The organism is candidate division Zixibacteria bacterium HGW-Zixibacteria-1, assembly GCA_002838945.1.
Taxonomy (GTDB): domain Bacteria; phylum Zixibacteria; class MSB-5A5; order GN15; family PGXB01; genus PGXB01.
On the sequence record PGXB01000033.1, the window covers coordinates 1 to 26,182 of the forward strand.

Annotated in this window: 21 protein-coding genes; 20 read left to right on the forward strand and 1 reads right to left on the reverse strand. The window is 47.7% G+C overall.

The annotated features are described in order from the left end of the window. Positions 1 to 359 precede the first annotated feature (359 nt). From CVT49_12040 to CVT49_12075, 8 genes are all read left to right on the forward strand, one after another. Positions 360 to 977 carry a transcriptional regulator gene (locus CVT49_12040; GenBank protein ID PKK82726.1) on the forward strand — a complete coding sequence of 206 codons (618 nt, stop codon included), beginning with the start codon at positions 360 to 362 and terminating at the stop codon, positions 975 to 977. Then, positions 829 to 1,629: an ABC transporter permease gene (locus CVT49_12045; protein ID PKK82727.1), complete on the forward strand. Its 801-nt coding sequence runs from the start codon at positions 829 to 831 to the stop codon at positions 1,627 to 1,629. Before CVT49_12040 ends, CVT49_12045 begins: the two co-directional genes overlap by 149 nt. Before the next feature lie 80 nt (positions 1,630 to 1,709). Then, positions 1,710 to 2,393 carry a cytochrome C biogenesis protein gene (locus CVT49_12050; GenBank protein PKK82728.1) on the forward strand — a complete coding sequence of 228 codons (684 nt, stop codon included), beginning with the start codon at positions 1,710 to 1,712 and terminating at the stop codon, positions 2,391 to 2,393. After that, a complete protein-coding gene (locus tag CVT49_12055) occupies positions 2,390 to 2,506 on the forward strand; it encodes a CcmD family protein (protein PKK82729.1) in 117 nt (38 codons plus the stop codon). The genes CVT49_12050 and CVT49_12055 overlap by 4 nt, the downstream gene beginning before the upstream one ends. Beyond that, a complete protein-coding gene (locus CVT49_12060) occupies positions 2,496 to 2,894 on the forward strand; it encodes a cytochrome C biogenesis protein (protein ID PKK82730.1) in 399 nt (132 codons plus the stop codon). The genes CVT49_12055 and CVT49_12060 overlap by 11 nt, the downstream gene beginning before the upstream one ends. Before the next feature lie 3 nt (positions 2,895 to 2,897). Further along, the gene (locus CVT49_12065) at positions 2,898 to 5,234 is read left to right on the forward strand and encodes a hypothetical protein (protein PKK82731.1); all 2,337 of its coding nucleotides are present in this window, start codon (positions 2,898 to 2,900) and stop codon (positions 5,232 to 5,234) included. Between the two features lie 583 nt (positions 5,235 to 5,817). Continuing rightward, positions 5,818 to 6,012 carry a hypothetical protein gene (locus CVT49_12070; protein PKK82732.1) on the forward strand — a complete coding sequence of 65 codons (195 nt, stop codon included), beginning with the start codon at positions 5,818 to 5,820 and terminating at the stop codon, positions 6,010 to 6,012. 97 nt (positions 6,013 to 6,109) lie between these two features. Next, positions 6,110 to 6,487, forward strand: coding sequence for a hypothetical protein (locus CVT49_12075; protein ID PKK82733.1), 378 nt, complete (start codon positions 6,110 to 6,112; stop codon positions 6,485 to 6,487). 52 nt (positions 6,488 to 6,539) lie between these two features. On the opposite strand, the gene CVT49_12080 is transcribed toward CVT49_12075, so the two are convergent. Continuing rightward, positions 6,540 to 8,555, reverse strand: coding sequence for a peptidase (locus CVT49_12080; GenBank protein ID PKK82734.1), 2,016 nt, complete (start codon positions 8,553 to 8,555; stop codon positions 6,540 to 6,542). Between the two features lie 168 nt (positions 8,556 to 8,723). Here CVT49_12080 and CVT49_12085 point away from each other — a divergent pair, with 168 nt between their 5' ends. The 12 genes from CVT49_12085 to CVT49_12140 all read left to right on the forward strand — a co-directional run bounded on the left by CVT49_12085 (position 8,724) and on the right by CVT49_12140 (position 26,179). Next, positions 8,724 to 9,428 (forward strand): hypothetical protein, encoded by a 705-nt coding sequence (locus tag CVT49_12085; GenBank protein PKK82735.1) that lies wholly within the window; start codon positions 8,724 to 8,726, stop codon positions 9,426 to 9,428. A 39-nt stretch (positions 9,429 to 9,467) separates the two neighbouring features. Beyond that, positions 9,468 to 9,875, forward strand: coding sequence for a hypothetical protein (locus CVT49_12090; protein ID PKK82736.1), 408 nt, complete (start codon positions 9,468 to 9,470; stop codon positions 9,873 to 9,875). 243 nt (positions 9,876 to 10,118) lie between these two features. After that, the gene (locus CVT49_12095) at positions 10,119 to 12,242 is read left to right on the forward strand and encodes a hypothetical protein (GenBank protein PKK82737.1); all 2,124 of its coding nucleotides are present in this window, start codon (positions 10,119 to 10,121) and stop codon (positions 12,240 to 12,242) included. A 423-nt stretch (positions 12,243 to 12,665) separates the two neighbouring features. Next, complete coding sequence (locus CVT49_12100; protein ID PKK82738.1) at positions 12,666 to 14,426, forward strand: hypothetical protein; 1,761 nt, start codon at positions 12,666 to 12,668, stop codon at positions 14,424 to 14,426. Positions 14,427 to 14,666: 240 nt separating this feature from the next. After that, on the forward strand, positions 14,667 to 18,584 hold the full coding sequence (locus CVT49_12105) for a hypothetical protein (protein ID PKK82739.1): 3,918 nt from the start codon (positions 14,667 to 14,669) through the stop codon (positions 18,582 to 18,584). Beyond that, the gene (locus CVT49_12110) at positions 18,535 to 18,999 is read left to right on the forward strand and encodes a hypothetical protein (GenBank protein PKK82740.1); all 465 of its coding nucleotides are present in this window, start codon (positions 18,535 to 18,537) and stop codon (positions 18,997 to 18,999) included. The genes CVT49_12105 and CVT49_12110 overlap by 50 nt, the downstream gene beginning before the upstream one ends. 95 nt (positions 19,000 to 19,094) lie before the next feature. Continuing rightward, complete coding sequence (locus CVT49_12115) at positions 19,095 to 20,603, forward strand: hypothetical protein (protein ID PKK82741.1); 1,509 nt, start codon at positions 19,095 to 19,097, stop codon at positions 20,601 to 20,603. Next, positions 20,604 to 21,893: a hypothetical protein gene (locus CVT49_12120; protein PKK82742.1), complete on the forward strand. Its 1,290-nt coding sequence runs from the start codon at positions 20,604 to 20,606 to the stop codon at positions 21,891 to 21,893. Between the two features lie 257 nt (positions 21,894 to 22,150). After that, on the forward strand, positions 22,151 to 22,366 hold the full coding sequence (locus tag CVT49_12125) for a hypothetical protein (GenBank protein ID PKK82743.1): 216 nt from the start codon (positions 22,151 to 22,153) through the stop codon (positions 22,364 to 22,366). A gap of 84 nt (positions 22,367 to 22,450) precedes the next feature. Then, positions 22,451 to 24,394 (forward strand): hypothetical protein, encoded by a 1,944-nt coding sequence (locus CVT49_12130; protein PKK82744.1) that lies wholly within the window; start codon positions 22,451 to 22,453, stop codon positions 24,392 to 24,394. 34 nt (positions 24,395 to 24,428) lie between these two features. Beyond that, the gene (locus tag CVT49_12135) at positions 24,429 to 25,373 is read left to right on the forward strand and encodes a hypothetical protein (GenBank protein ID PKK82745.1); all 945 of its coding nucleotides are present in this window, start codon (positions 24,429 to 24,431) and stop codon (positions 25,371 to 25,373) included. Between the two features lie 47 nt (positions 25,374 to 25,420). Next, positions 25,421 to 26,179, forward strand: coding sequence for a flagellar motor protein MotA (locus tag CVT49_12140; GenBank protein PKK82746.1), 759 nt, complete (start codon positions 25,421 to 25,423; stop codon positions 26,177 to 26,179). Positions 26,180 to 26,182 lie beyond the last annotated feature (3 nt).

Consider the following 26,182-nt stretch of genomic DNA (forward strand, 5'->3'; position numbering starts at 1 on the left):
CGAATCCCATTGCCGTCGCTTCATGACTGATCTCCTTTGTGAAATCAGCCACAAGATACTCTCTTAACAATCCTTGTCAATTAATGGGGAGCAGTATACCTGATACCCTGCCTCTTCAGGAAAATGAAGAGATTGGTCGGTATTTTCGCGAGAAAGGTTCTCCAACATATTTAATATACGGTTATCATTCCGGTAATTTAAATGAAAAATGCCGCCAATTATAATTACTGGATTAAATGGATATTACCTTCGCCGGATGTGACTTTTACGAACGGGTTTTGCGTGAATCTAAGAGACCAAAGCAGTCCAGTTTTATTTCCTTGACTACAATATATTAGATAGTTACCTTAGTCCGACTTATGCTGAAACTGGAAATTGAAAAGCTTGGCAAATGGTTCGGCCCAAGGAAGATATTTGAGGACATAGACTTAGTTCTCAAGATTGGGCAGTCGGCGGCTATTACCGGCCCCAATGGTTCGGGCAAAACGACTCTACTAAGACTGTTAATGGGATTATCTTATCCGACCAGTGGGAAGATTAGTTTTTCGGAAGACGGCAAAAAGCTCGATTTTGAGCAGTATCGAAAGAAAATGGCTCTGGTTTCGCCATATCTCTCACTGTATGATGCTTTGACCGGGTTTGAAAATCTCCTCTTTCTTGCCAAGGTTGACGGCCGTGTAAAGACAAGAGACGAGATCGAATCGCTGTTGAAGAAAGTGGGTCTGGCCGGACGGGGAGATGATTTTGTCGGAGCCTATTCCACCGGGATGAAGCAGCGCCTTAAATATGCCGCGGCATTATTGAAAGAGCCGACCATATTACTGGTCGATGAGCCGAGCGCGAATCTTGATGAGTCGGGAAAACAGATTGTCTGGGATATTATTCGCTCCCGAAAAGAAAGTTCCATCACGATCGTGGCCACTAATGAAAGGGAGGAATACTCGCTTGCCGAGCAATTCTGTAAGTTGGGCAGCTAAAGTTCTTGCCGTCACGCGAAAAGATATCACGGCCGAGTTTCGAACCCGCTATGCGATCAACTCGATTTTGATGTTTGCGCTGGTGACGTTGACCGTGATTTCGGTGGCGCTTGGTATCAGCACACCCGACAGCGACCTGATGGCGGCGCTTTTCTGGGTCATTCTCTTTTTTGCATCGATGTCGGGCCTGGCGCAGGTCTTTATAAGGGAAGAGGAATCGGGCACGGCCCTGATTCTAAAGCTTTCCACCGACGGGCTGGTGATTTTTTTCGGCAAGCTGATTTTCAATCTGTTGCTGCTGACCATACTATCGATTCTTATCGTGCCTTTGTTTATTATTCTTCTAAAGGTGACCCCGCAAAATTGGGCCATTTTTCTGGTCGGCCTGATACTCGGCGATATCGGTCTGGCCGGCGCCACGACCATCATCGCGGCGATTGTGGCCAAGGCAACCGTAAAGGGGACGCTATTCACGGTATTGTCATTCCCGATTTTGCTGCCGCTTCTTCTGGCGGTCATAGAAATTACCAAGGTTGCATTCGGCGGCGGCGGGTTTGCCGATATTTCTTTGCCGCTCCAGGTGCTGATTCCATATGATGTGGTGATGGTCACCATTTCGGTAATGCTGTTTGATTTTGTCTGGCGGCAGTAAAAAAGGAAAATGGGTTGATTTTGTTCATTTTTTTCTTAATTTGGGTGCCAATTGGGGCGTATAATTGAAATGGTATAATTATGTGGTGGAAAATTTTGATATTTACGGCGATGTCCGCGGTTATAGTCGCGGCCTTCCTGACTCATTCGCCGATGAACCCGGCCGTATCACTTGGTGACGCCGATGTTTATCGTATTTTTTATTTTCATGTTCCGCAGGCATGGGTGGCGGCGCTGGCCTTTGTTACTTCGATGGTGTTTTCCATACAATTTTTAAGAACCAGGAACATGGATTACGATACCAAGGCGGTCCTGGCGGCCAGGCTGGGTCTGGTCTTTTCGATTCTTGCCACCGTGACCGGATCGATTTTCGCCCGGATGACATGGGGCGAATTCTGGAACTGGTCGGAGATCCGGGAAGTATCGATATTCATTCTACTCATTATATATGGCGCCTATTTTGCTTTGCGGTCGGCGCTTCCGAATGCCGAAACCAAAGCGACTCTTTCGGCGGTTTTGTCGATTCTGTTTGCGGTGTCGGCTGTTTTCTTGATATTTATTCTGCCCCGCCTGTATGCCGATTATTCGCAGCACCCTTCCGACTCGGTGGTTGACAACGAAGGCCAGATAACCATGGGGGCCACGGTAGCGGTCATATTTTTTGGGTCGCTGGCGGTGTTTACGGCGCTTTTTGCCTGGATTTACAATCTTTCGCTGCGGCTGGCGAGAGTCGCGGATAAAAATTTACCGGGGTATTCAAAATGAATGCGAACTATATCGTCATGATTGTTGTTCTGATAATCTGGATCGGAATATTTTTATATTTAATGGGTCTTGACCGAAGGATAAAGAGGATCGAAAAGAAAAATGAAGGCTAAGTACATTATCGGCAGTATTATAATCATTGTTTTCATAGCCTGGGGGGCCTCGGCCTTTTTCAAAACCACGGTCAAATATGTTTCATTCGAAGAGGCCAGAAATGCCACCAGGACGGTTCAGGTGGCGGGCAAAATCGACTTTGATGATGTCACCTTTGACGCCGATAATAACCGATTGATATTTTCCATATATGATATAGAAGCTGACAGCCCGTCAGGGGCCGATCGGCTAAAAGTAATCTACAAGGGGGTCGTTCCCGGCAATTTTGACCAGGCCACGTCGGTTCTGGTGCGCGGCAAGCCGGGCGAGGGAGGTTTTATAGCCGAAAAGCTTCTGGTCAAATGTCCCTCCAAGTATCAGGGAACGGCAGGCGAAACTCAGGGATAAAATATGTTATCAGGACAGTTGGGCGATTTAGTAATCTACCTGGCCCTGGGAATGACTATACTCTCGGGGCTGGCTTTTTTTATCACCGCTTTGGGCAGGCGTAATCTTTTCGATCTGGGCAGCAAGGCTTATTATCTATTTCTGGTTCTAATTGCCGGCGCCTCGGCCTATTTATACTTTTTGTTCTTTTCGCATGATTTTGCGATTGAATATGTTTACAGTTATTCATCATCGGACCTCCCCTTCTTCTACCTGCTTTCAGCTTTCTGGGGCGGGCAGGAAGGAACGTACCTTCTGTGGGCCCTTTTTAGCGGCCTATTGGGATTGATAATATTGTTCAGAGGCGGTCGGTATAAAACATGGGGGATGTTCTTCTATTCTCTCATCAATTTATTCCTGGTTGTTATGATGATGACACTCTCGCCGTTCGAGCGCCTGGCTACGGCGGCGGCTGAAGGCGCGGGTCTCAATCCGCTGCTGCAGGATCCCTGGATGGTGATTCATCCGCCCATCATGTTTATAGCTTATGCCATGGCCGGGGTGCCGTTTGCTCTGGTTCTGGCGGCCATGGTTCGGAAGGATTACACCGATTGGCTGAAAACGTCTTTTCCTTATATTGTCATTACCTCTTTATCCCTGGCGGTGGCGAATGTTTTGGGGGGCTACTGGGCCTATAAAACGCTGGGATGGGGCGGTTATTGGGCCTGGGATCCGGTCGAAAACACATCCTTCGTACCCTGGGTTGTTTCGCTGGGACTGATTCACAGCCTGCTGGTCGAAAAGCGTATCGGCGCTCTCCGCAGGACCAACCTGTTTTTGTCGATTTTTGTCTTTTTGCTGGTCATATATGGAACATTTCTGACGCGATCAGGGGTGCTGGCCGATTTCTCGGTGCACTCATTTGTCGATCTCGGGGCCAATGCGATTTTGATTTCCTTTATGATTTTGTTCCTGGCCCTGGCGGCGGCTTTGTTTATATTTTTCCGCAGCCCTGAAATGCCGGGTAATCCATTGACTTATAATCTGCTTTCGAGGGATTTTATATTGTTTGTCGGGATGCTTCTCCTGGTCGTTCTGGGGGTGGTGGTACTGTTCTGGTCATCGCTGCCGCTGATAACCCAATATGTTACCGAAAATCCGGTCGCCGCTGAAGTATCCACCTATAATACATTTGCGTTCCCGTTTGCCATATTGATAAGTCTGTTTTTGACAATAAGTCCCTTTATCAAGGGATTGGGAGAAAAGATCGAGGGTTTGAACGTCAGATTATTGACCGCAATTTTGACGGCCCTGGTTATTTCGGCGATTCTCTGGCTGGTCGAGCTGATCAGTCTTGCGATTGCGATAACGCTCCTGATTTATCTGACGGCGATCATATTATACTTTAGATTTCCGAATATGGGCCGGAATCTGATCATCTCATTGTCGGCCGGACTGGCCGGACTGATCATTGCATTGTTGCTTGGAGTCGGGGAAATCGAAAATCTTTTCTTTATTGTTGCGGCCACAACCGCAGCAGGGGCGCATATAATTGTGCTGTCGAAACATATTCCGGGAAACCTTGGCGCGGCCGGCGGCTATTTGACTCATTTCGGATTTGCTATGATGCTGGTCGGTATTCTGACTTCGTCCGTTTATTCCTCCAACCGTAATTTGGTCATTCCGCGATCGCAGGCAAAATCCGCCTATGATATTGATGTTACCTATCAGGGGACAACAGGATCGATTGCCGACGCGAAGAATGAAATCCTGCTGGCTCTTGACCACAATGGAAAACAGACCGAGGGACGCCCGCAATATTTTTATACTCGTCGGCTGGATGGAATCATGAAGAAGCCGTATATACAAAAGAATCTGACTTATGACCTATACTTCTCGCCACAGGAAATTCAGGAGATGACCGGCGGGCACGGCATGATGCTTCGCAAGGGACAGAGTGAGTCGGTGGGTGACTACACGATAAAATTCGTCGATTTCGAAGTGGCCTCTCATGAGGGTTCTGCCGGAATGTCGGTGGGCGCCTGGCTTGAAGTTGGTTACGACGGCCGGACCGAAACAGTCGTCCCGGTTCTGCGCTCCGATCCATCCGGGACAAAGATGGTCTCTGATCCGATCAACCTGTTCAGCGGCTCTGAGTACAAGATAAAGCTGGATAAGATCTTTGCCGATCAGGGCACGGTCTCGCTGTCGATTCCGGGATTGGTCGAGGCGGGATCGCCCGACAGGCTTATTCTGGATGTTTCCAGGAAACCGGGGATAAATTTGCTATGGCTGGGGACAATAATTGTCTTTATCGGGATGTTTCTTTCCGCCAGAAGGCGGCTTAAACGGGCTGCCTAAAATCGACCGGTTATGACCGGATTTCCTGATGGCGGGTACGACATAGTATACTAATCGACTCTATAATCGGCTGCCTGGATAAGGGGTATTTTCCAATAATTACGATTATACCGACGGCAATAAGGCCTTATCCGAAAAGCGATTAAAAAACTTCAAAAAAAAGAAATTTTTATTATCAAATTTGAAACTTGAGCGTATAATATAGTGCCTTACACATAGTCCCTCCCAGAAGGATGTCGCCGGAGACGGCGGCATCTGTTTTTTTAGGGAAAAAATTAATTGACTTTACTTAAAAATATCGTTTAATTGGTGCTTCGTAATTACGATACCTTTGGTCGCCATTTTAGGTCCATCTGCTGACCACCTTACCCATTTAGGAGTACGGAACATGAGCATTAGTATGAACTATACAGTGGAAGCCGATGTCGAGAGGAAAATTATAAGGGAAAAGATATACGGAATCTGGAAAGAGGAGACGGCCCGCTCCTATCATGAGGATTTTATGGCCGAAGCCGAGCCGCTGATAAAGGGAAAATGGGGAAAAATTATTGACCTGCGGAACTGGAAATCATCATAGCCGGAGGTGGTCGATGTTATTGGGAAACATCTGAAATGGTGTCGGGAGAACGGAATGATTCTCTCGGTTAATGTAATCGATAATCCGATTACTCTGGCTCAGCTTAAGAGAATGTTTATAATGGGTGGAACAGAAGACATAAGTAAGGTGTTTAATTCAGTTGAAGAAGCCGATCGTCATTTGAAAAAAAGCGGCTTCTGATAGAACACGAAAATCAGTCGTTTGAATTATACTCTTGTTAACCAGTATAAAAGGTGGGTCGAAATCCTAAACCGGGGTTTGGGTTATGAATCTAAGCATGTTTTACAACATCGATGTCGACACCGAGAAGAAACTGGTTACGGCAAAGATTTATGGCATCTGGAAGGCCGAAACGGCCCATGATTACCATAGAGATTATACCGTTGCTGCCAAACCGCTGCTTGGCAACAAGTGGGCTAAGCTGACTATCCTGACGAATTGGAAGTCATCTTACCCTGAAATTACAAATATTATCGGTGAGCACATGCTGTGGAGCCTGGAAAACGGAGCGGTAATATCAATATATGTTATCGATAATCCGGTCACCATGCGCCAGTTGAAACAAATGATAGATAAAGGGGCCGCGGCCGATATTACCAAGCTTTTCAGGTCGCTTGGAGAAGCCGAAAAATACTTAAGAGAAAACGGTTACTAATGAAAAGGCCGCCGGATCTATTCCGGCAGCCTTTTTTTTATTTTCCCCCCGATTATTTGAGATATCTGTCAAACCATTTCAAGATCCAGTTCAACCTGGCGATTCGCCGATCGGGGCGGCCATGCCGGGATAATCCATGAGGTTCCCCCGGGAATCTTATAAATTCCACTTTCTTTTTCATCATCATGAGCGTCGCAAAGAGCTGTTCCGCCTGCTCAATGCTGCATCTGAGGTCATTCTCCGAATGGATGATTAACAAGGGAGTCTTGATTTTTGAGGCGAAAGTCAGGGGAGAGTATTTCCGGTATGTCTCCTGATCGGTCCAGGGATAACCCTTGAACTCCTTGCTCAAATCATAACCCATATCGGATGAGCCGAAAAATGATTCCAGGTTGACCACCGATCTTTGAGTGACCGCCGCCCGAAACCGGTTGGTGTGACCGACAATCCAGTTGGTCATAAAGCCCCCGCATGAACCGCCGGTAACGCCCAGCTTGTTTTTATTCACAAAGGGCAGCTTTTCCATAAAATCGGTCGCCGACATGCAGTCAAGATAATCGATTTCACCCCAGCAGCCGGTAATCGCATCGGCGAATGTTTCGCCCCGGCCGACACCGCCGCGCGGATTAGTATAAAATACGACATACCCTTTTGTGGCCAGCAGCAACATTTCATGGAAAAAGGTGAAACCGTACTGGGTGCGAGGACCGCCGTGAATTTCAAGAATTGCGGGGTATTTCCGGTTTTTATTAAAACCTGGAGGTGTAACCAGCCACCCCTGCAGCTCCAAGCCGTCATGAGCCTTAAACCAGAGCTCTTTCGTTTTGGGCCAGTCGATCCCCGCAAACATTTCTTTATTAGGCGAAACCAGGATTCTTGCCTTGATGTCTCCCTGATAAACAGGCGGCATAACCAGCAGATCGGTGGTGACGGTAAGATCGGAAAACACGGCCGCAATTGTTCGGCCCCTGCCATTCATGCTGAAGCCGCGGATATGGCACTTCCGGTGGGTAACGCGAGTGGGCAGGCCGCCGCGCGAAGGGACATAAAAGATATGGGTCGAGCCAAGATCCGAGGATGAAAAATATATCTTTTTACCATCCGGTGTCCAGAACATCATATTTGCCTGCACTCCTTCGCCGATATCCCCAAGGGTCGAATCATAAGCATGCCGATCATATTTAGGCATTAGATCTTTTGCGGCCGGGCGCCCGTTTATACCTACGGTCCAGATATGCGTGTTGGTGACGCCCCAGGCGTCATCAGGGTTGTCATGGCCGATGTAGGCTATTCTTTTGCCGTCGGGCGAGAATAAGGGGGCGGTCATGGGGCCCTTCGGGGTCGCAATCTTTTTTTCTTTGCCGCCATTTATCGGAATAATAAACAGGTCATCATGCAAAAAATAGAGGTCCGGATTGGCCGAACGGTTGGAAATAAAGGCGATCCATTTGCCATCAGGCGATACAGTCGGCGAGATCTCATCATGCTTTCCGGTGGTCAGTTGCTTACTGCTTCCCGAAGCAACGTCGACTTTCCAGATATGATTTCTGTCTTTTGGCAGAAATCCCAACCCGTCAAGACGATAAAATAGGCGGGTGATATGTCTGAAAAGCGGCGGTTCTTTCTTTTCTTTCTCATCGGTGATTTCGTGGGAATCGTTGTAACGAAACGCAAAAACCAGCTCTTTGCCATCGGGTGTCCAGTTAAGGCCGGAGAAGGAACCGTCCTTTTCGAGTAATTTCCTTTCCGCTCCTCCTGTTGTCGGAATGACATAAATACCGGACTTTTTGTTGCGGCTGGAGATAAAGGCGATCTGGCTGCCGTCGGGCGACCAGACCGGTGAGTGATCGGAGATTTCGCCGAAAGTGTACTGCCGGGTATCGCCACTTTTTATATCAGCTACAAAAAGTCTCGAGAAATATTTTTTCTTATCGTCCGAGACAGTCTCCATAGTATAAGCTGCTTTGGTTTCGTCGGGCGAAATAGCCACCGAGTTGATTACATTCAACCGGCAGATATCGGCTGCTTCAAGCAATCGCTTTTTTTTCTTCGTGGTTTTCTTTTTCATGTATTCTCCGCTAAGAAAATTGATGAGATTTCTTAATTATATTAATGTCGATTATATATTAAGACTTAATGAGAGACGGGTCAACCCGGAACTTTCTTAATTTTCAATGTTGACAAATCGGATAAATTTCATATTATTTATTAAATCCCACTAACCACCGGGAGAGAGATGAAAAAACTATATGTAATCTTTACGGCTCTCGCTTTGTTGCTTTTGATTATTATTTCTTCTTCATCACGGGCGGAGACAATTGTCGTTCCCAATGATATGCCCACCATTCAACAGGGAATCGATGATGCCAAAGAGGGCGATACGGTGCTGGTTGCGCCGGGCACTTATATCGAAAATCTGGATTATTTCGATAAGAGCATCGTCGTAACCACCCTCGGTGGGGCCGATTCGACCTTCTTACAGCCGGCCGACCCCAATGCCATTGCGGTCAATATTGCCGGAGGCAACAGCAGTGAAACCGAATTTTCCGGTTTTACTTTGTCCGGAGGAAGCAACAGCCACACCATTTTTATCAATAACGGCGCCTCGCCGGTTATTAAGAACAACATCTTTTGTTATAACCTGGCTGTCAATAAGCTTGATATTGCGGTTGTCACCTGCTGGGATTCGGTTGGTGTTCCGGTAATCGAACGGAATATCTTTTATGAAAATCTGGGAAAAGCCTGTGTCTGGGTGATGTATGGTAAGGCCTATATTATCAACAATACTTTCAACGCCAATCAATCGGCGTCGATGTGCAACAGCGGGCAGGCGACTTCCTTGAATAATATTGTCAGCGGATCGCTCGGGACCGCCGTGGACGGCAGTTATGCCGAGCTGGATTATGTTTGTTTTTTCAATAATGATATCGACTTTGGCTGAAGCTGCGTCCCGGGTCTGAATTGCCTTTATGAGGACCCGATGCTGGCCGGTCCGGCCGAGCAAGACTTCAATCTGCTGATGGGCTCACCGTGTATAGATGCCGGGCATCCCAGCCCGAGTTATAATGATCCCGATGGATCCCGCAGTGATATCGGCGCCGTTCCGCTGGTTCCTCCGCCGTTTATCTGCGGCGACGCCGACGGCAGCGGCGCTATCAATGTTCTCGATGCCACCAGCCTGATCAGATATCTATATAAAGGCGGGCCGGCTCCGATCCCGATTATATCGGGCGACACCGACGGCAGCGGGGCCATTAATCTTCTGGATGTGACGCATTTGATCAGGTTCCTGTACAGTAATGGAGTCGGACCAATTTGCGACAATGAATTGAAGGGTCCCCGACATAAATTCGAACCGAAGCGCCCCGGCAATTGTCCGACGAATTAGCTTCTAAATCTGTACTTCAGCGCCGGTCAGTAAGCGGAGTCCAATGATATTTTCGGGCCGTTTTATCGAAATCCATAATTTTTTCTGCCACTCCGGATTTTTAATAAAAAATATTTTATATAGCATCGATTTATCTTTACGAGTCCTTATAATTTCTTGACAATATTTAATTTATGGCTATATTTTCAAAGTACCACCTAAGTTCGCCTGCTATATGAAACGTGCAAATTTGAAGGGGACACTATGCGCATCCATAATTATGACACCATGTTAAAAATTTGTCTGACCGGTATTATTTTGCTTGCCGCCGCAGTTTCGGTTCATGCCGAAACCGCCACGTCCGATGAAATGCAATTAGCGGCGCAAAACTGGTTGAATTATCTGACCGTACAGCATGGTGACTGGGGCGGTTCGGCGAATCCGGGGATTTCCGGATTTGAGGATATTTTAATGAATGACACGCTGATTGCGCATTGTTATCACGTGGCCCCGCTGGGTTATATTATTGTGCCGATACTCAAGGATCTTCCTCCGGTTATGGCCTGCTCCGATGAATATGATTTTGAACTTCTGCCGGATGAGAAATTCGGCTTTCCGGCCCTGATCAGGGATGTCCTGCAGCATCGCGCCCGGCTGTTTGTCGAATTTTACGGCAGCCTTGAGGTGGTTCCGAGCGACAAGGGCGAGCGTCTCCTGGGCGTGGAGCATCGGCAGCAATGGGATTTCTTCCTGACCGATGAAGCTGTCTTCATGGAAAATCTGACGGCGAAAGCATTGCAGCCGATGGAAGAGTTCGGCCCCCTTCTTACCAGCATCTGGCATCAGAATACACCTTATAATAATGATTGTCCAATCGGCGACGGGGGGCGGACGGTGGTTGGCTGTGTGGCGACGGCGGCGGCCCAGATTCTGAATTATTATCAATGGCCGTCGGAGGGAATCGGCGAGCTGACCTATTACTGGTATGGTGATAATTCATGCGGCGGTTCTTCTCCCGGCCAGTTTTTATCCGCCGATTACAATAATCCGTATGACTGGGCCAATATTAAAAACAGTCACAGTGTCAGTGACACTCCCGAACAGAAGGCGGCTGTGGCCGAGTTGTGTTATGAGGTCGGGGTGGCTTTTATGATGGATTACGGCGCATGCGGCTCAGGGGCTTATACGGCCGATGCCGCAACCGTATTCCCGACTTATTTCCGTTATCATAACTGGACGGAAATTCATGAGCGGACCGATTATGGAATTCAAGCCTGGTCGGACATTTTAAGCACGCAGGCCGAGCTGGCGCAGCCGGTCCAGTACCGTATTTATTCGCATTCAATCGTGGGTGACGGCTGGAGACAGGTTGAGACATTGAACCAGGTTCATATGAATTACGGCTGGGGCGGAAGCCGCAATGCCTGGTACACGATAGATGCTCTTCACTGTCCGTGGGAAGGTTGTTCGCAGTGGGTAGAATTCGCCGTCACCAATATTGTCCCTGACCGGGGGGTGCATTTTATCGCGGATACTTTATGGGGTGCGGTTCCGCTGGATGTTCAGTTCACGGGTGTCAGCGAACTGGCCGTCGACAGCTGGACCTGGGATTTCGGTGACGGGGATTCGGCCTACATTCAGTCGCCGCTCCATACTTATCATCTTCCCGGCCGCTATAATGTAAAGCTCGAGATATCATCGGGCGGACAGAAAACGAGCTACCAGACATTAAAATATATAACGGCCCTGGCCGACTCGCTGCTGAGTATAGATGCCATGGGTGACCCCGGCGATACGGTTGAGGTGATTATAAATGCCCGGAACACGGTTCCGCTTCAGTCGCTGCGTATTCCGGTTGAGTATGCCGGCACTTTAAATCTGGATTATGTGACATTTTCCACCTCGGGATGCCGCACCGATTATTTCGATCAGAGAAAACAGATAAGTTTCGACCCTTATAACAAGCGAATGACATTTTCATTGCTGAACACCAATACGGCGACACCCGATCTGGTTCCGGGATATGGGCCGATCCTGAAGATCTATTTTGTTATTCCCGGCTCGGCCACTATGGATCAGGAATCGGCCATCGAACTTGACGGTTATTCTTCCTATCTGCCCATGTTTTATGGTCCGGTGATAGATTATTCGCCCGTGTTTATAAATGGTTCGATTATGTTGGATTATGTGTGCGGAGACGCCAATGCCAACGGCGCGGTCAATCTGCTTGATGTGACATATCTGATTAATTACATTTATAAATATGGTCCGCCTCCGATACCGGTCGCGGCAGGTGATCCCAACGGCAACGGCGCGTGCAATCTGCTCGATGTAACTTACCTGATCAATTATATTTATAAAGGCGGGCCGGCGCCGGTCTGTCCCTAAAGAGCGCTTAAATTCGGCGGTGTGTGGAAAATAGTAAGCTGAAATGTAAATTATTGTCCATAGTTTTTATAAATGTCCCTATAGAATCCGTCTTTCGGAGCCTTCGTTGCTATTCACCAAGCGGGGACAAAATCGTGGCACCAACGGTATCTCTTTGTCATTCGATCAGCAGGTCATTCCCGGTCTTCATAATTTTCGCCATAACAGAGGGGCTTATATTGGGAAAATATACATATGAACACTTTTTGACGTAAGAATTTAGCCTGATGAAACCCATAGTAGTTGACAGGACAAAATTGGCAGGGAAAATGGATGTTGGGCAATTGCGTAAGATGCTTTGTTTCAACAAAATGACGATTGGAGCGTTTAAAATAGGAAGGTCTCTGACTCATTGGGAAACCGGATTAAGAAGGTAACATCGAAATGCCTGTAAACAGGGATTGTGCCCGAGGGAGGAGCATGAAAAGTCTGACAGAGGTTTTTGCGATAATTTTCTCGTTTTTCCTTATCATGTTTCCAAGTCCGTCCTTGTCGGCCCTTTTATTCTCAAAATCTGATATTTTTGTCGGTGGCAATTGCCAGAATATGGTGGTTGATCTGAATAATGACGGGTTCAACGATTTAGTGACGGACCGGGTGTTTCTCAATAATGGCGGGGGAGAGTTTCTCCTTTATGATTCGCTGGGGCTTATGGACGGCAGCAATGATGTCAGAGATATCGACAATGACGGCGATTTGGATTTTATAAACTGTTTCGGCGATTATGTAAATCTTTATCTGAATGACGGCAGCGGGCATTTTAATTATGATACTTCCTACGACGTTTCTCCGGGAGAGGTCTACGGGGGCAGGGTGGCCGACCTCGATAATGACGGTTTCGTGGATATTGTGGTAAACGGGCATGGCTACAGTTACCAGGCTAATATATTATGGAACTGTGGCGACGGAAGATTTTTGGTCCAGGGCGTGATGCCTAACGGTATTTCCAAGGATGTTGATGTCGGCGATATCGATAACGATGGTGATTTTGACCTGCTGTGGTCGAATAATGCCAGCGCCTCGGCCGTTTACACCAATGTTGCCCGAAGAGTGTTTAATTACTCGGTATGGTTCAAAGACACATACAGCAACGGCTACCCGTGGAGCACCTTCACTGATCTCAACAGTGACGGCTACCTCGACGTCCTTCTTCTTGAATATCTTACCTATAAGGCCTATCGATATATCAATAACGGCTCCGGTGAGTACACACAATTGGGAAATCCCACCGGGCAATCGGGTAATTACAGGATTTATCGATCCCCCGATGTTGACTGTGACGGTGATGATGATATTTCGCCCAAGTATTTGAATGACGGCCTCGGCAATTTAACCTTATCGACGGAAACCTGGCCGTTGTGGATGGGGTTGGGTCATTTAAATGACGACGGTTTTCTGGATGCGGCCAATTGCGATGGCTATATTTATTACCATCTGGTTTCCGGGGGAACCAATTTTGCCCCGGGAGTGCCCGGAGGATTTACTACTTCGCTTACCGATTCGACCATTACATTTGGCTGGGAGCCCTCGCTGGACGACCATACTTCCCAGGCTCTTATAAAATATAACCTTCGGATCGGAGTTACGCCCGGAGGAAATGAAATAATGTCGGGAGTGACACCGCCCTGGGCGCCCAATGTCGAACATAACGAACGCTGGACGATTTATATTGACACACGGCTATATTGTGATATTTACTGGTCTGTCCAGGCCCAGGACGGCAGTTATCTGCGTTCGGAATGGGCGGCCGAAAGAGTCTTCAGGAATGATCCCGACGGTGATGGGATCGGGTTTGCATGCGATAATTGCCCCGACAACACCAATTCATCCCAGTCAGATGTCGATGAGGACGGCTTTGGCGATGTCTGTGACAACTGCGCCAATGTTTATAATCCGGACCAGGCCGATTTGGATAATGACGGGACCGGAGATGCCTGCGATTTTCTTTGCGGGGATGGCAATGGCGACGGCATTATTAATATGCTTGACATTTTATTCATTATAAACTATCTTTATAAAAATGGGCCAGAGGCGGTTCCATTGGAGGCCATGGACGTCGATGGGAACGGGTTTTATAACCTGTTCGATATTATTGTCTTTATTAATTATCTTTATCGAAACGGTCCCACTATTCACTGTCCATGAGCTTGAAAAAAATAATGACATAAATATGGGGTCGGCGGCACATTATGTGGCGTAGGAATGTACCATGAGGTTTTGTCCTGTTGGGAATTATCCTTTCTTGACACAAATCAATTCCGTGTATATATTCTTATGTCTAATACGTGCAGGGTCTTATAAATGTCTTCGCAGTGTTAGCATTGTCCGAAATTACTGCTGAGCCATCTGGTTCAAAAAAAAGGACTCTATATTGTAAGGTGAGAGATGCTCTGGTATCTCAAAAATCTGGCGGGTGTGCCGGCCCTGATTATTTTTTTGGGCAGTATTTCTCTATGGGCTCAGGCGCCGCAGGTAATTACTGTTCATCCCCGGCAAAATGAGGTCCATACTTCGTCGAGTCCGATTATTTCGGTCGAATTCGACATGGACATGGGCCTGTCAAGTGTCAATAGTACCACCATGATTATCAGAGGCGCTTCGACAGGCTATCATGACGGGACCTTCTACTTTAGCTCCGGCCTTCGGGCCTTCGCCTTTGAACCATCGGCCGATTTCGCCCCCGGTGAGGTCATAACAGTTCTTCTGACAACCGGCATAAAATCGCTGCAGGGCATTTCTATGGAGAATAGCTTTAGCTGGTCATTTACCGTTGCGGGCAACGACCGCGGCGGAAACCTGATCGATCATGTTGATTATCCCGCAGGCGACTATGCATCCTCGATTTATTCGGCCGATATGGATGGCGACGGCGATATTGACCTGGTCACCGGTAACCGGGGTTCCGGAGGGAGCCTGGCAATTCTTATGAATGACGGGATCGGTCGGTTCGATAATATGTCGCAGTATCAATTGGATTCCGATCCACAGAAAATCACCTGCGCCGATTTCGATGCTGACGGGGATCTGGACATCGCCTCGGCCAATTATGACACAGACAATGTTTCGATTTTATTTAACACCGGTGACGGCACAATCGATTATCGTGCCGACTACCCCGCCGGCCGGTCCGGTGCGGCGATAGCCGCCGCCGACTTTAATGGAGACGGTCTCATTGATATAGCTGTCACCGGATATGACAGCCCAAGAATTCTCCTGATGATAAATAACGGAACCGGCGGTTTTGCTGATACCCTATCATATCCCCTGGCCGGCGTGGCGTTATCATTATGCGCCGCAGATCTGGATAATGACGGAGCCATTGATATTGCGGCTGCCAATATAGACTCTTCCGGAATCTCAATACTTTACAATAACGGCCAGGGCGCTTTGAATGTAAGACAGGGCCTTTTTCTTGGGGCGATTGCATATGATGTTCATATTGCCGATTTGAATGGTGATGGGAAAAATGATATCTCTTCGGCCTGCTACAGTACTTCTAAAGTTTCCGTAATTATGAATCTTGGCAACAGGATTTTTGCCGGCCGTGTTAATTATACGGTCGGGGGAGGGCCTTATTCGATTACCACGGGTGACCTTGACGGTGACGGGGATCTGGAACTGATGACCTCCAATGAATTGAGTGCGGATGCCAGTATTCTACGAAATAACGGCAATGGCGTTTTTTCGATGCCTTCGGCGGCCCCGGTCGGAGCATATCCCCGGGGGGTTTGTACTTCCGATTTCAATGGTGACGGCGATATCGATGTAGCCGTGGCCAACGGTGTCACGGATGATGTTTCCATCCTGCTCAATCGGCATGATTATATTTATCAAACATCCCCCGAAGCGAATTCGATCAGTGAGCCCGGCTCGTGTGAAATTTCGGTCGAATTTGACTCCGATATGGACGCAACTTCAATCAATGCATCATCATTTCATGTCTATGGTTCATTATCCGGAGCTTGTTCGGGAAATATTATCTACGATGACGCGACGCGTACGGTAACTCATTACCCTGAAACAGGACTGTGTTGCGGAGAGACGATTACCGCCGTTCTGACCGGGAATGTCCGGTCAGCAACCGGAATAAATATTTATTCACCTTATGTCTGGTCATTTACGGTCGGGGTTTCCGGCGGGACCGGGGCTCTTGGACCGGTAAAAACGGTTGCTTTCGGACTGACGCCGGACGCGATATGCGCATCGGATCTTGACGGCGACGGCGATTTAGATATTTCAGCCGCCGTCAATAGTTCGGATGAGATTCTTATTCTCCTGAACGACGGCGAGGGCGGCTTTGAAATCGACACTTCACTGGTCACAGGTGAGGGGCCGCGATCGGTTTTTTCCGCCGATTTTGACGGCGACGGCGATCTTGACCTTGCCAGTGTTAATTTTGATGCCGGCAATATATCAATATTTTCAAATGATAACGATACCGCTTTTCTCCCGCCCGTTTTCTATAATGTGGGCAGTTTCCCTCATGAAATGGTCTCTCGTGATTTTGACGGTGACGGCGATCTCGACATCGCGGTAGTCAACGGTGGTTCGGATAATATTACGGTGCTTAAAAATCTGGGCAGCGGAACTTTTTCCAGTGGGGGGCAATATAATGCCGGTCCCTACCCCAATGCGTTGAGTTCCGGAGATTTTGACGGGGACGGAGATATTGATCTGGCTACGGCCAACCTGGAAGGAAACAATGTATCGATATTATTAAATAACGGTACCGGTCTTTTTGGCGCCCCCACCATGGTTGCCTGCGGTTACAATCCGCTTGATACCAAAGCCCTCGATCTTGATGGCGACGGCGATCTTGATCTGGTTGTTGCCAACGGCGGGACCAGCTACATTTCAGTTCTGCGGAACGGCGGGCAGGGCAACTTTGTTTTCCTGACCCAGGTTAATGTCGGCTTTAATCCCAAAGCACTTGCCGCGGGGGATGTAAATCAGGACGGCCGGATTGATTTAATTACGGCCAACTGGGGCTCCAACTCAATTTCGGTTTTGGTCAACAATGGGTCGGGGCAGTTGATTCCGTACGGTGAGTATTATGTCGGAATCGATCCTGTTTCGGTCCTTGCGGCCGATTTTGACGGCGACGGCGATCTTGATGTGGCCACCTCCAACAACAGTGGCAATAATATTTCCATTCTATCCAACCTGGGGATTATAGTCGAATCCACCGTACCGGCAGCCAACGCCCAAAATATTCCCGGTTCCACGACCATATCCGTAGCCTTCAATGTCGGAATGGATGCGAGCAGCATCAATGACACCACTTTTGTCGTCACCGGCCATCTTACGGGGCGCCATTCCGGAGTGATCTCATATAATGGGCCGACCCATACTGTAGTCTTTAATCCGAATCGGGATTTTTTGCCGGGAGAAATTGTTACCTGCGCCATGACGGAACATATATGCTCGGACCTTGGTTCGCCGTTGGAACATAGCCGGATTTGGTCTTTTGCTGTTGAGGTGGACGGAGGTGCGGGAGTCTTTGAACGGGATACTGCCTTCGCGGTCGGCGACGGCCCGCAGTCGGTCAGGGCGGCCGATTTCAACCGGGACGGACTGGCCGATTGGGCGGTCGCCAACAGATTTACCGACAATGTTACGGTGCTGTTTAATGATGGCAACGGACATCCGGCAATGACCAGAACCTGTCTGGCCGGTGATAATCCGGCCGCACTATTTGCAGTCGATTTTGATTATGATGGCGACCCTGATCTGCTGACCGCCAACTATAATTCTGGGAACGTATCCATTATAAAAAATAATGGAAATAATACGTTTGCACCGCAATATATCATAAATACCGGCGGCAAACCCCAGTGCCTGAACGGGGGCGATTTTGACGGTGACGGTGATTTCGATTTGATCTATGGCAGCGATGAATCCAATGATATTGTTATTCTTGATAATACTAATGATGTCTTCGTAACGGGGGAAATATTAAATGTCGGCGGTATTCCCACAGATATAACAACGGGAGACTTCAACGGGGATTATAATATTGATCTGGCAGTGGTCCTGCACGGCAATAATCAAGTGGTTCTCTTGATTAATAATGGTTTCGGTCAGTTTCCGGTTATGTCGGTGGTATCGGTCGGAGCCGGCCCGCAGCAACTGGCGGCGCTGGATGCAGACTGCGATGGCGATCAGGATCTGGCCGTGGTGAATATTGATTCTAATGATATTGTCCTTCTATTAAATCAGGGAAACGGGGCATTTATTGCCGGCAGTGGCATGAGTGCAGGCATTGGACCGGTATCGGTTTTTATCGGGCGATTTCGACGGTGACGGATGGCCGGATCTGGCGGCGGCCAATAAGGGCTCCAATGGCGTCTCGATATTTCTTAACAGTGGTACAGGGACATTTTTGACACAGCCTGAGGTGGCCGTGGCCAGTATGCCAAATTCCCTTGCGGCGGCCGATTTCGATGGAGATGGCGATCTTGACTTGATTACGACTGAGTATTTTCTGGATAAAATAGTCCTTCTGGAAAATGTTCAAATGTTTTGCGGCGACGCCAACGATGATGGTGCCATTAATATTCTGGATATTACATATCTATTGAATTACCTTTACCACAGCGGCCCGGCGCCGTCCGATCTTCCCAATGCCGACGCCGACGGCAATGGAGCTGTCAATATTCTGGATGTTACTTACCTTATCAACTATCTTTATAAAAGCGGTCCTGAACCATCCTGCTGAATAGTCTATTCCAGTAATCCCAGCGACGGGAAAACGAGCCGGGTAGATTTTATTAGATTTTTATTTATGATTGAACTCCCTATATTAATAAAATTATGTCGAGTCTAATCGGACAATTCGGGAAAAATATATTCAGCAGCTGGGCATCTCTGGCGATCAGAGTTATCCTGGTTTTCCTCGTCAATCCCTTTATAATTCACACGCTGGGAAATGAGCAATATGGCGTCTGGATACTGGTCATTTCCGTTCTGAATTATGTCACCGTCCTGGATCTTGGAATCAAGCAGGCACTGCTGCGTTTCATCTCGAAGTACCTTGGCCTTGGTGACATGGAAAAAGTCAACGCGATGCTGAGTACCGCTTTTTTTATATACGGTATAGTCGGTTTGATTGTCATTGCGGCGACTTTTATCCTCTCCTTTTTCGTATTTGACTGGCTGCAAATCCCCGAACAATATCTTGTCCAGGGGAGACTGGCGCTGCTGATTATGGGATTGAACACCGCTCTGAGTTTTGTCATGATCTGCCGGGGCGACTCGCTGGGCGCTTTTCATCGTTATGATATCGTTTATGGATTGATGATCTTGGAAGATGTTCTTCGTACCGCGGCCATCATCATTCTTCTCAAGAGCGGATACGGTTTGGTGGCGTTTGCCCTGGCCTTTTTCGTTTTCAGTCAGGTACGGCTGCTTCTCGGAGCCGGCTTTCAAAAGAAGCTTTTCCCCAATGTCAGGATCAAATTTAAGCCGGCGGCGCGTGAGATCGCCCGGGATTTTCTTAAATACGGATTTATAAGTTTCCTGATTTCCTTTGCCTGGCTTTTTATTTCGAATACCGACAATATCCTGATCGGATATTTTTTGGATCCTGCCTCTGTGACAAAATATTCTATTGCGGCCGGTTTTATTGTCTATTTAAGGGCCTTTATTCATGCGGTCACTTTCCCCTTAAGACCGATTATCAGCCATTATGAAACGATCGATAAATCCGGCAACATCAAATTTATTTATACCAGAGGGATAAAATATTTCTCTTTTCTGGCTTTCATCGTGGGCGGTATCACACTGAATTTTGCCGACTCCCTGATCTTGCTCTGGATGGGGCCGGGTTATGAGACGTCGGCCGTGATACTAAAAATCCTGATCCTCCCGGCGGCGATTTTTCTTCCCCAGGCCATTGCAACATCGGTTATGTATGGTGTCGACAAGCACCGCAAGCTGCTGTATATTATTATTGCCGAGGGTTTATTGAACCTTGTTTTGAGCGTATTGCTGGTTGGCCGGTACGGGCTGTCCGGAATCGCCTACGGGACTATCATCCCCCAGGTAATCATTTACCTGCTGGTCGTGCCCGCTATTATCCGATCCATTCTGGGTATCGATTTGAGGCAGCATTATATTTCTTTTTTCTATGCGGTGTCGATCGCCCTGGCTGTTTCGTACGCGGGCGGTTATCTGCTGACCCGCCTGTTAAGCCCGTCAACCTGGGGTATCTTCTTTGCGGAAGTGGTTCTTACGGCCGCTTTATCGCTCTCCATGGGATTTTTCATTTTTGATCGGGAGGAGTCCGGGACCATTTTACGCCGCCTGCGCGGCGTGAATTAAATGCGGATAAATGTCGTCATTTTTGTCCGCCCGGGTGTATCAATTAAGTGGTTTGCCGGAAGAACAAAAATTCAAATCTCCCCAGGCGGGAAAATGATTTGCAAAGAAATAATTGACAGCCAACGGGATAAGGTTTATTTTCAGCATATGGGAAACCGCGTTATTTTATTCGCTTCTCTGATAATTTGTCTCTTTTCTTTTGCATCGGCGTCGGAGAATCCCCTTATCCTCAATGTGGAATTCCCCTCGCTGGATGGTGAAATTCGGCTGGCTGCCGGCGATACTGTCCTGTATACACCTTATCCGCTGCAATTCGATGTCGAATTCTATCTATCATCTGAGGGCAAGGTGGACTCTTTCTCGTGTTTTCCTGTGAAAAAAAAGATGTATTTGGATAAAATCGGTAAGACTCTGCGTGGTTTACAATTTTTCCCGGCCAGGATAGACGGAATCAGCCGGCCATTTATATTGGCGGGGGAAATTATTTTTCGGCCGGTATTCAACCGACCGGAGTTTCTTGTAAGATTTCCATTTGATGAACCGAATTGTGAATTAATCAATCATCTGGTGGAGAAATCTCTTCTTCTGAATGGTTTCAGTCTGCCGGAGATTGTGAGGTTTCCCTCTTATTACTGTCCCCGACCGGTTCCGACCGTTAATGAGACTGATTATCCTTTTGTAATATTTGAAATTGAGCTGGATTCGGCCGGCACATTAATCGATTATGACCAAATTTTTACGAATCGTTCTGATTGTGCCCATCTGCTGTCGAATGTTCTGTTGCACTCGGAATTTTCGCCGCCATTGTATCATGGACGGCCTTTTGGGGCCAGGTTGAACATTGCGGTGAGATTATTTAGTCAGGTCAGTTACCCTACGGTGCTTTGGTCAACCGGCAGCGCAAAAACGGGCCGGAACATTTTCGAAATGACGCGGGTTGAGGCGCTTTTATATCTTGGATCCGTCGTAAATCCCCCATATCCAATAAACGCTCCCGCCGGGGATTACACCTATGGTTCCCTTGTTCCTTTTCGGGATTCTGTTGATATTCTGGTACATATTGACAGTCTCGGGAAAGTAAGTTCGGCGAAATACCAGTTTTATACACCCGATCGGTTGCGACGGGTTATTGATGATATATTGAAGAAACTGAAATTTACGCCGGCCGTGAATCGGGAGGGGGAATCAATTGGCTTTGACGGCGCTTTGAGATTCGGCTTCAACAATAGTAAAAACATACGAATTCAGCCCAATTGGCTTCCTTTCGCAGCCGGCAAAGCGAATAAGTAATTGTCTGTCGTTCAATGCCTTAGAGGTGCGACCCAAATGTCTCCAAAATCGAGGCGCATGATTTGCGTAGACGGGCAAAGCGGGATTTATGGCAGTAAATTTCTTGACTGTAACTTGTTGCCTTGTAATGGATAATCGGTGCCGCAGTTAAAGGGCGCGGCGGCATGTTTGTTGTTATTCAATAACTTGGGATGTTATTCTGGATTGTGATGGAAAGATAAGGGCCGAAAAAATGTATAAACATTAGGAGATAAAATATGGATTATTCCCGGCCTCAGAAAATAGTGAACATTTTGTCCGCGATTATTGTTTTGATTGCTGGTTTTTATGTATTGTTCTTTATGCCGGCAGTCGGAATTTCTCCGATGGGGAAGGGGGCCATTGGTATATTATTAATACTATATTTTCTATTCAGAATGAGGTATTATTACAGAAGATATAAAAGGCACGATGATCAGTCGGGAAATGAGTGAGAGGCTTTCAATAAAAAGCTTGACAAAAGGGCGAATTGGTTTATTATACCAGATTAAATTTTAAGCGTGAGTGAGGTGTTGAATTTGGATCACTTTGGCGAAAAAACAGGCAACCGGATAGCATTTGTAATCATCTCGATTTTATTCCTTCTGCCCGCATTTTTGCTTGCACAGGAGGTTAAAAAGGAAATTACCGATGTTCTTATGTCCGGCGATACGACTCGTGCAATCGAGATGCTGAATAATGAAATCAAGCTCGATCCAAGTTATGAATACAATTATTTGGTTCTCGGCGATATTTACAAAGAGCAAAAGAATCTGAAAGCGGCCAAAGAGCAATTTCAGATGTCGGTTACCAAGAACAAAAAGTTTTACCCCGGATTGTATGCTCTGGCTTTAATTCAGCTTCAAATGGGCGATCTGGATGAGGCCGAGAAAAATTTTAGTGCCGGGTTGAAGAAATCCAAGGGCATGGAAAAAGCGATGTTCCATAATGGCATGGCATTATCGTATATGGCTCGCGGGGATTACAACAGTGCGGACAGCGAAATTCGTAAGGCGCTTCTCATTGACACGGCCAATGCGGATTTTTATGTAAGTTTAGGAGATGTCAACTATCAGATGCAGATTTATCCGTTGGCGATTGACAATTACGCCAAGGCGCTTGCGCTCGATACCGCTTCGCTGGATGTTTATTTCCATTGGGCCGAAGCCTGCCTGGAATTAAAAGATTACACCTGTGCTCTCGACAAACTCAACCTGGTCCTGCGCAAAGATTCCACTCATGCCGACGCCTGGATGAAGGCGGGGGGAATCTATTACAAGGCGGCCCGGTCGGCGAAGCAGTTTGCTGAGGCCAAAGAGCATTATAGAGCCACCATCGGTTCATACAAGAAGTATTTCGAATTATCGAAGGAGAAACCGGACAGCACCAACGGCCGCGCTTTCTATGAAGCCGGTATGTCATATCTGGTGCTCGGCGGTTATTCCGAAGCGATTGAGAATTTCCGGATCGTTTTATCGATACCGGTCGAGCCCAAGGATATCTATTTCTATTACGGCCGTGCCTTCCAGGGCAATCAGGAATTTGATTCGGCTCTGGTTTATTACAACCAGCATCTTAAGAAAATGGAAGGGGAGGATTATCGCTCTTCCGTCGATGTCAGTGATCTGTATAAAAAAATGGGCGAATGTTACGAGAGCCTGAAGGATCATTACAACACAATTACATATTACAAAAAATCTCTTGAGTACGATTCGACGCAGGAGCGTCTTTTGTATGGAGTGGCCGTAGCATACAACTATATACAGGACTATCGCAATGCTCTTATTTACTACATGAAGCGCATTGCTCTCGGTGCTGATGAAAAATACTGGTCGATTTATTATAATGCCGCCATGGCGGCCCTGTATCTGGCTGATAAGGGCGGCCAGGCTGCGATGCAGGAAGAGGATATCGGCGAAGAGGATTTTGAAACCGCGCCTGCGGATGATCCGCTGGAGGGAATCAACCTGGCGGCGCTGGCCACCGAGTATCTGGAGAAGATTGCGGTTGATTTCTGGGGCTATGTCAGTTCCAATGAGAAAAATATGCCGACCGCGATAAAGGCGGTCAATATGCTCGGCTCGACGTACCTTTATCAGCTTAAAGACTGCGCCAATGGCGTCAAATATCTGGAGCGTGTCCTGGAATTGGAACCGGGCAACTGTGATGCCCTTAAGTCGCTTGGGTATGCCTACTTTGGCGGGATTTGCCCCAATAATTACACCAAGGCGCTGACCTATCTTAAAAAAGCGCTTGACTGCAAGGTCGCGTCCGGATCAGCTCGTTGCGACGAAATAGACCTGATCCTCTGGATCGGGCAAACATATCAGTTCCGCGCGCTGGCCGAGACTGATGCCAAGCAGAAGACCGAGGCGCAGGCGGACTTCAAATTAGCTCATGATTGGTATCTGGATTGCCTTAAGTGCGATCCCGGAAATAAATCTTGCATAGAAGGAGAACAACAGACTAAATTCATGTATTAATCTGGAAGGAATTGATTGAATATCAGGAGAAATTATGGCCGAAAAGAAAGACAGCGGGGCGAAGCCGGATAAGGCGTTCGACCCCGATAACAGATTTAGGTATATCGGCTTTGAGGTACATCCAGGTAAGATAAAGGATCTTTTTAAGTCTGAAGCGGAAAAGGAAGCGTTGGTCAAAGAGGTCAGGGCAAAACGGGAGTCCGGGATGCTCGGCCGGGAGAAGACCACGTTTGATATTCCTCGAATCGCTTCTTATGAAAAGATCGTTCTGACAATAACCTCTCTGGTGCTGATCGTATCCCTTTTCCTCCCCTGGTTTTCCGGTTACAGGGAATTCGTTGTCGAGAGCATTGACACGACGGTTGTTGGGGAGCAGGCAATGCTTCCCGATTCTCTCGGCATGCAGATGACCGATTCCTCCGCCCTGGCGGCGGGAATGATCGGCTCGGCGGAAGCGACGGGGACCCAGGTTGCCGGCCGGGTTGCGGATGCCACCGCCTCGCAGCCGGTAAAAGATGATAAGGGTTTTGCCTCGGTCAGTTCGCAGAGAAAGCGTCAGGAGCTTCGCCGGGAATACGAGAAAGCATCCGCAGTCGGGTCGCTTTTATTGATGGGAGATGTCTTATCATCCGGAATCATTCTGAAGATTACCGGTATCCTTTTTTTGCTTTATATGATTTTCAGCCTGGGTGGAGGATTATATAATCTTTATGCTCTCTACGGCTTAAAAGGTGATATGGACACCAAGGCCCTGAAATTGAAAAAGGTCATGGCCTATGCCTGGGTACCGGTCGGTATCTGGTTTTTTTGCCTTATCTTATCATTTTTCGGGGCATCTTATTCATTTGATTCCACGGAAACCATAAAGCAGATCGGGACCAGCTATGGGCCGGGAACGTATTTGAGCATACTGGGTTATGGATTTTATATCTCTCTCGCTTGTTTCATCATGAATGCTGTTAAGGCGGCAGAGATTTAAGCTTTAGGAAACTAAGAAAACTAACTATTTTTGGAGGATTAATAGACGTGAAACAGACATTATTTGTCACGCTGAACGTTCTGATTTCCTTTACGATTGCATATGTCGTTTGGGGTGTAATATTGGGAGCGCAGCCGGCGGGAACTATTGCCCATTCGGTTTACCAGGGCGGGCCGCTGGTGGTTGCTTTGATAACAATGTTGCTTATGCTTCTGGCTTTTGTAACGGAAAGGTTCTTGTCCCTTTACAGAGTGGCCAAAGGCAAGAGCTCTGTCCAAGTATTTTTCAAGAAACTGATCACCATGCTTCACAGCGACGATTATGATGGCGCTCTGGCCGCCTGTGACAAGCAGCGGGGCACCACGGCCAACGTCCTCCGCGCGGGTATCGAGAAGTTTCGTGAAATAAGAGAAGACGGCTCTATTGATCCGGAGAAGAAGATATCACTGACGCAGAGCGCGATTGAGGAAGCCAATGCTCTCGAGGGCCCGCTTCTTGAAAGAAACCTGATTGCTCTTTCGACAATTGCCTCGATTGCCACCATGGTCGGCCTTCTGGGAACGACCATCGGTATGATTCGTGCCTTTGCCGCGACCGGTAATGTTGAGGGCGGTGTTATTGATGCCCAGCAGCTGGCGGTTGGTATTTCCGAGGCTCTGGTCAATACGGCCGGCGGTCTCGTATCCGGTATTTTGGGAATATTTTTCTACAACTTTTTTGTTAATAAGGTGGATTCCTTTAACTATACGACGGATGAAGCGACCTATGAGGTCCTTCAACTGTTCAAAGACAAAGTAGGTAAGTAACTT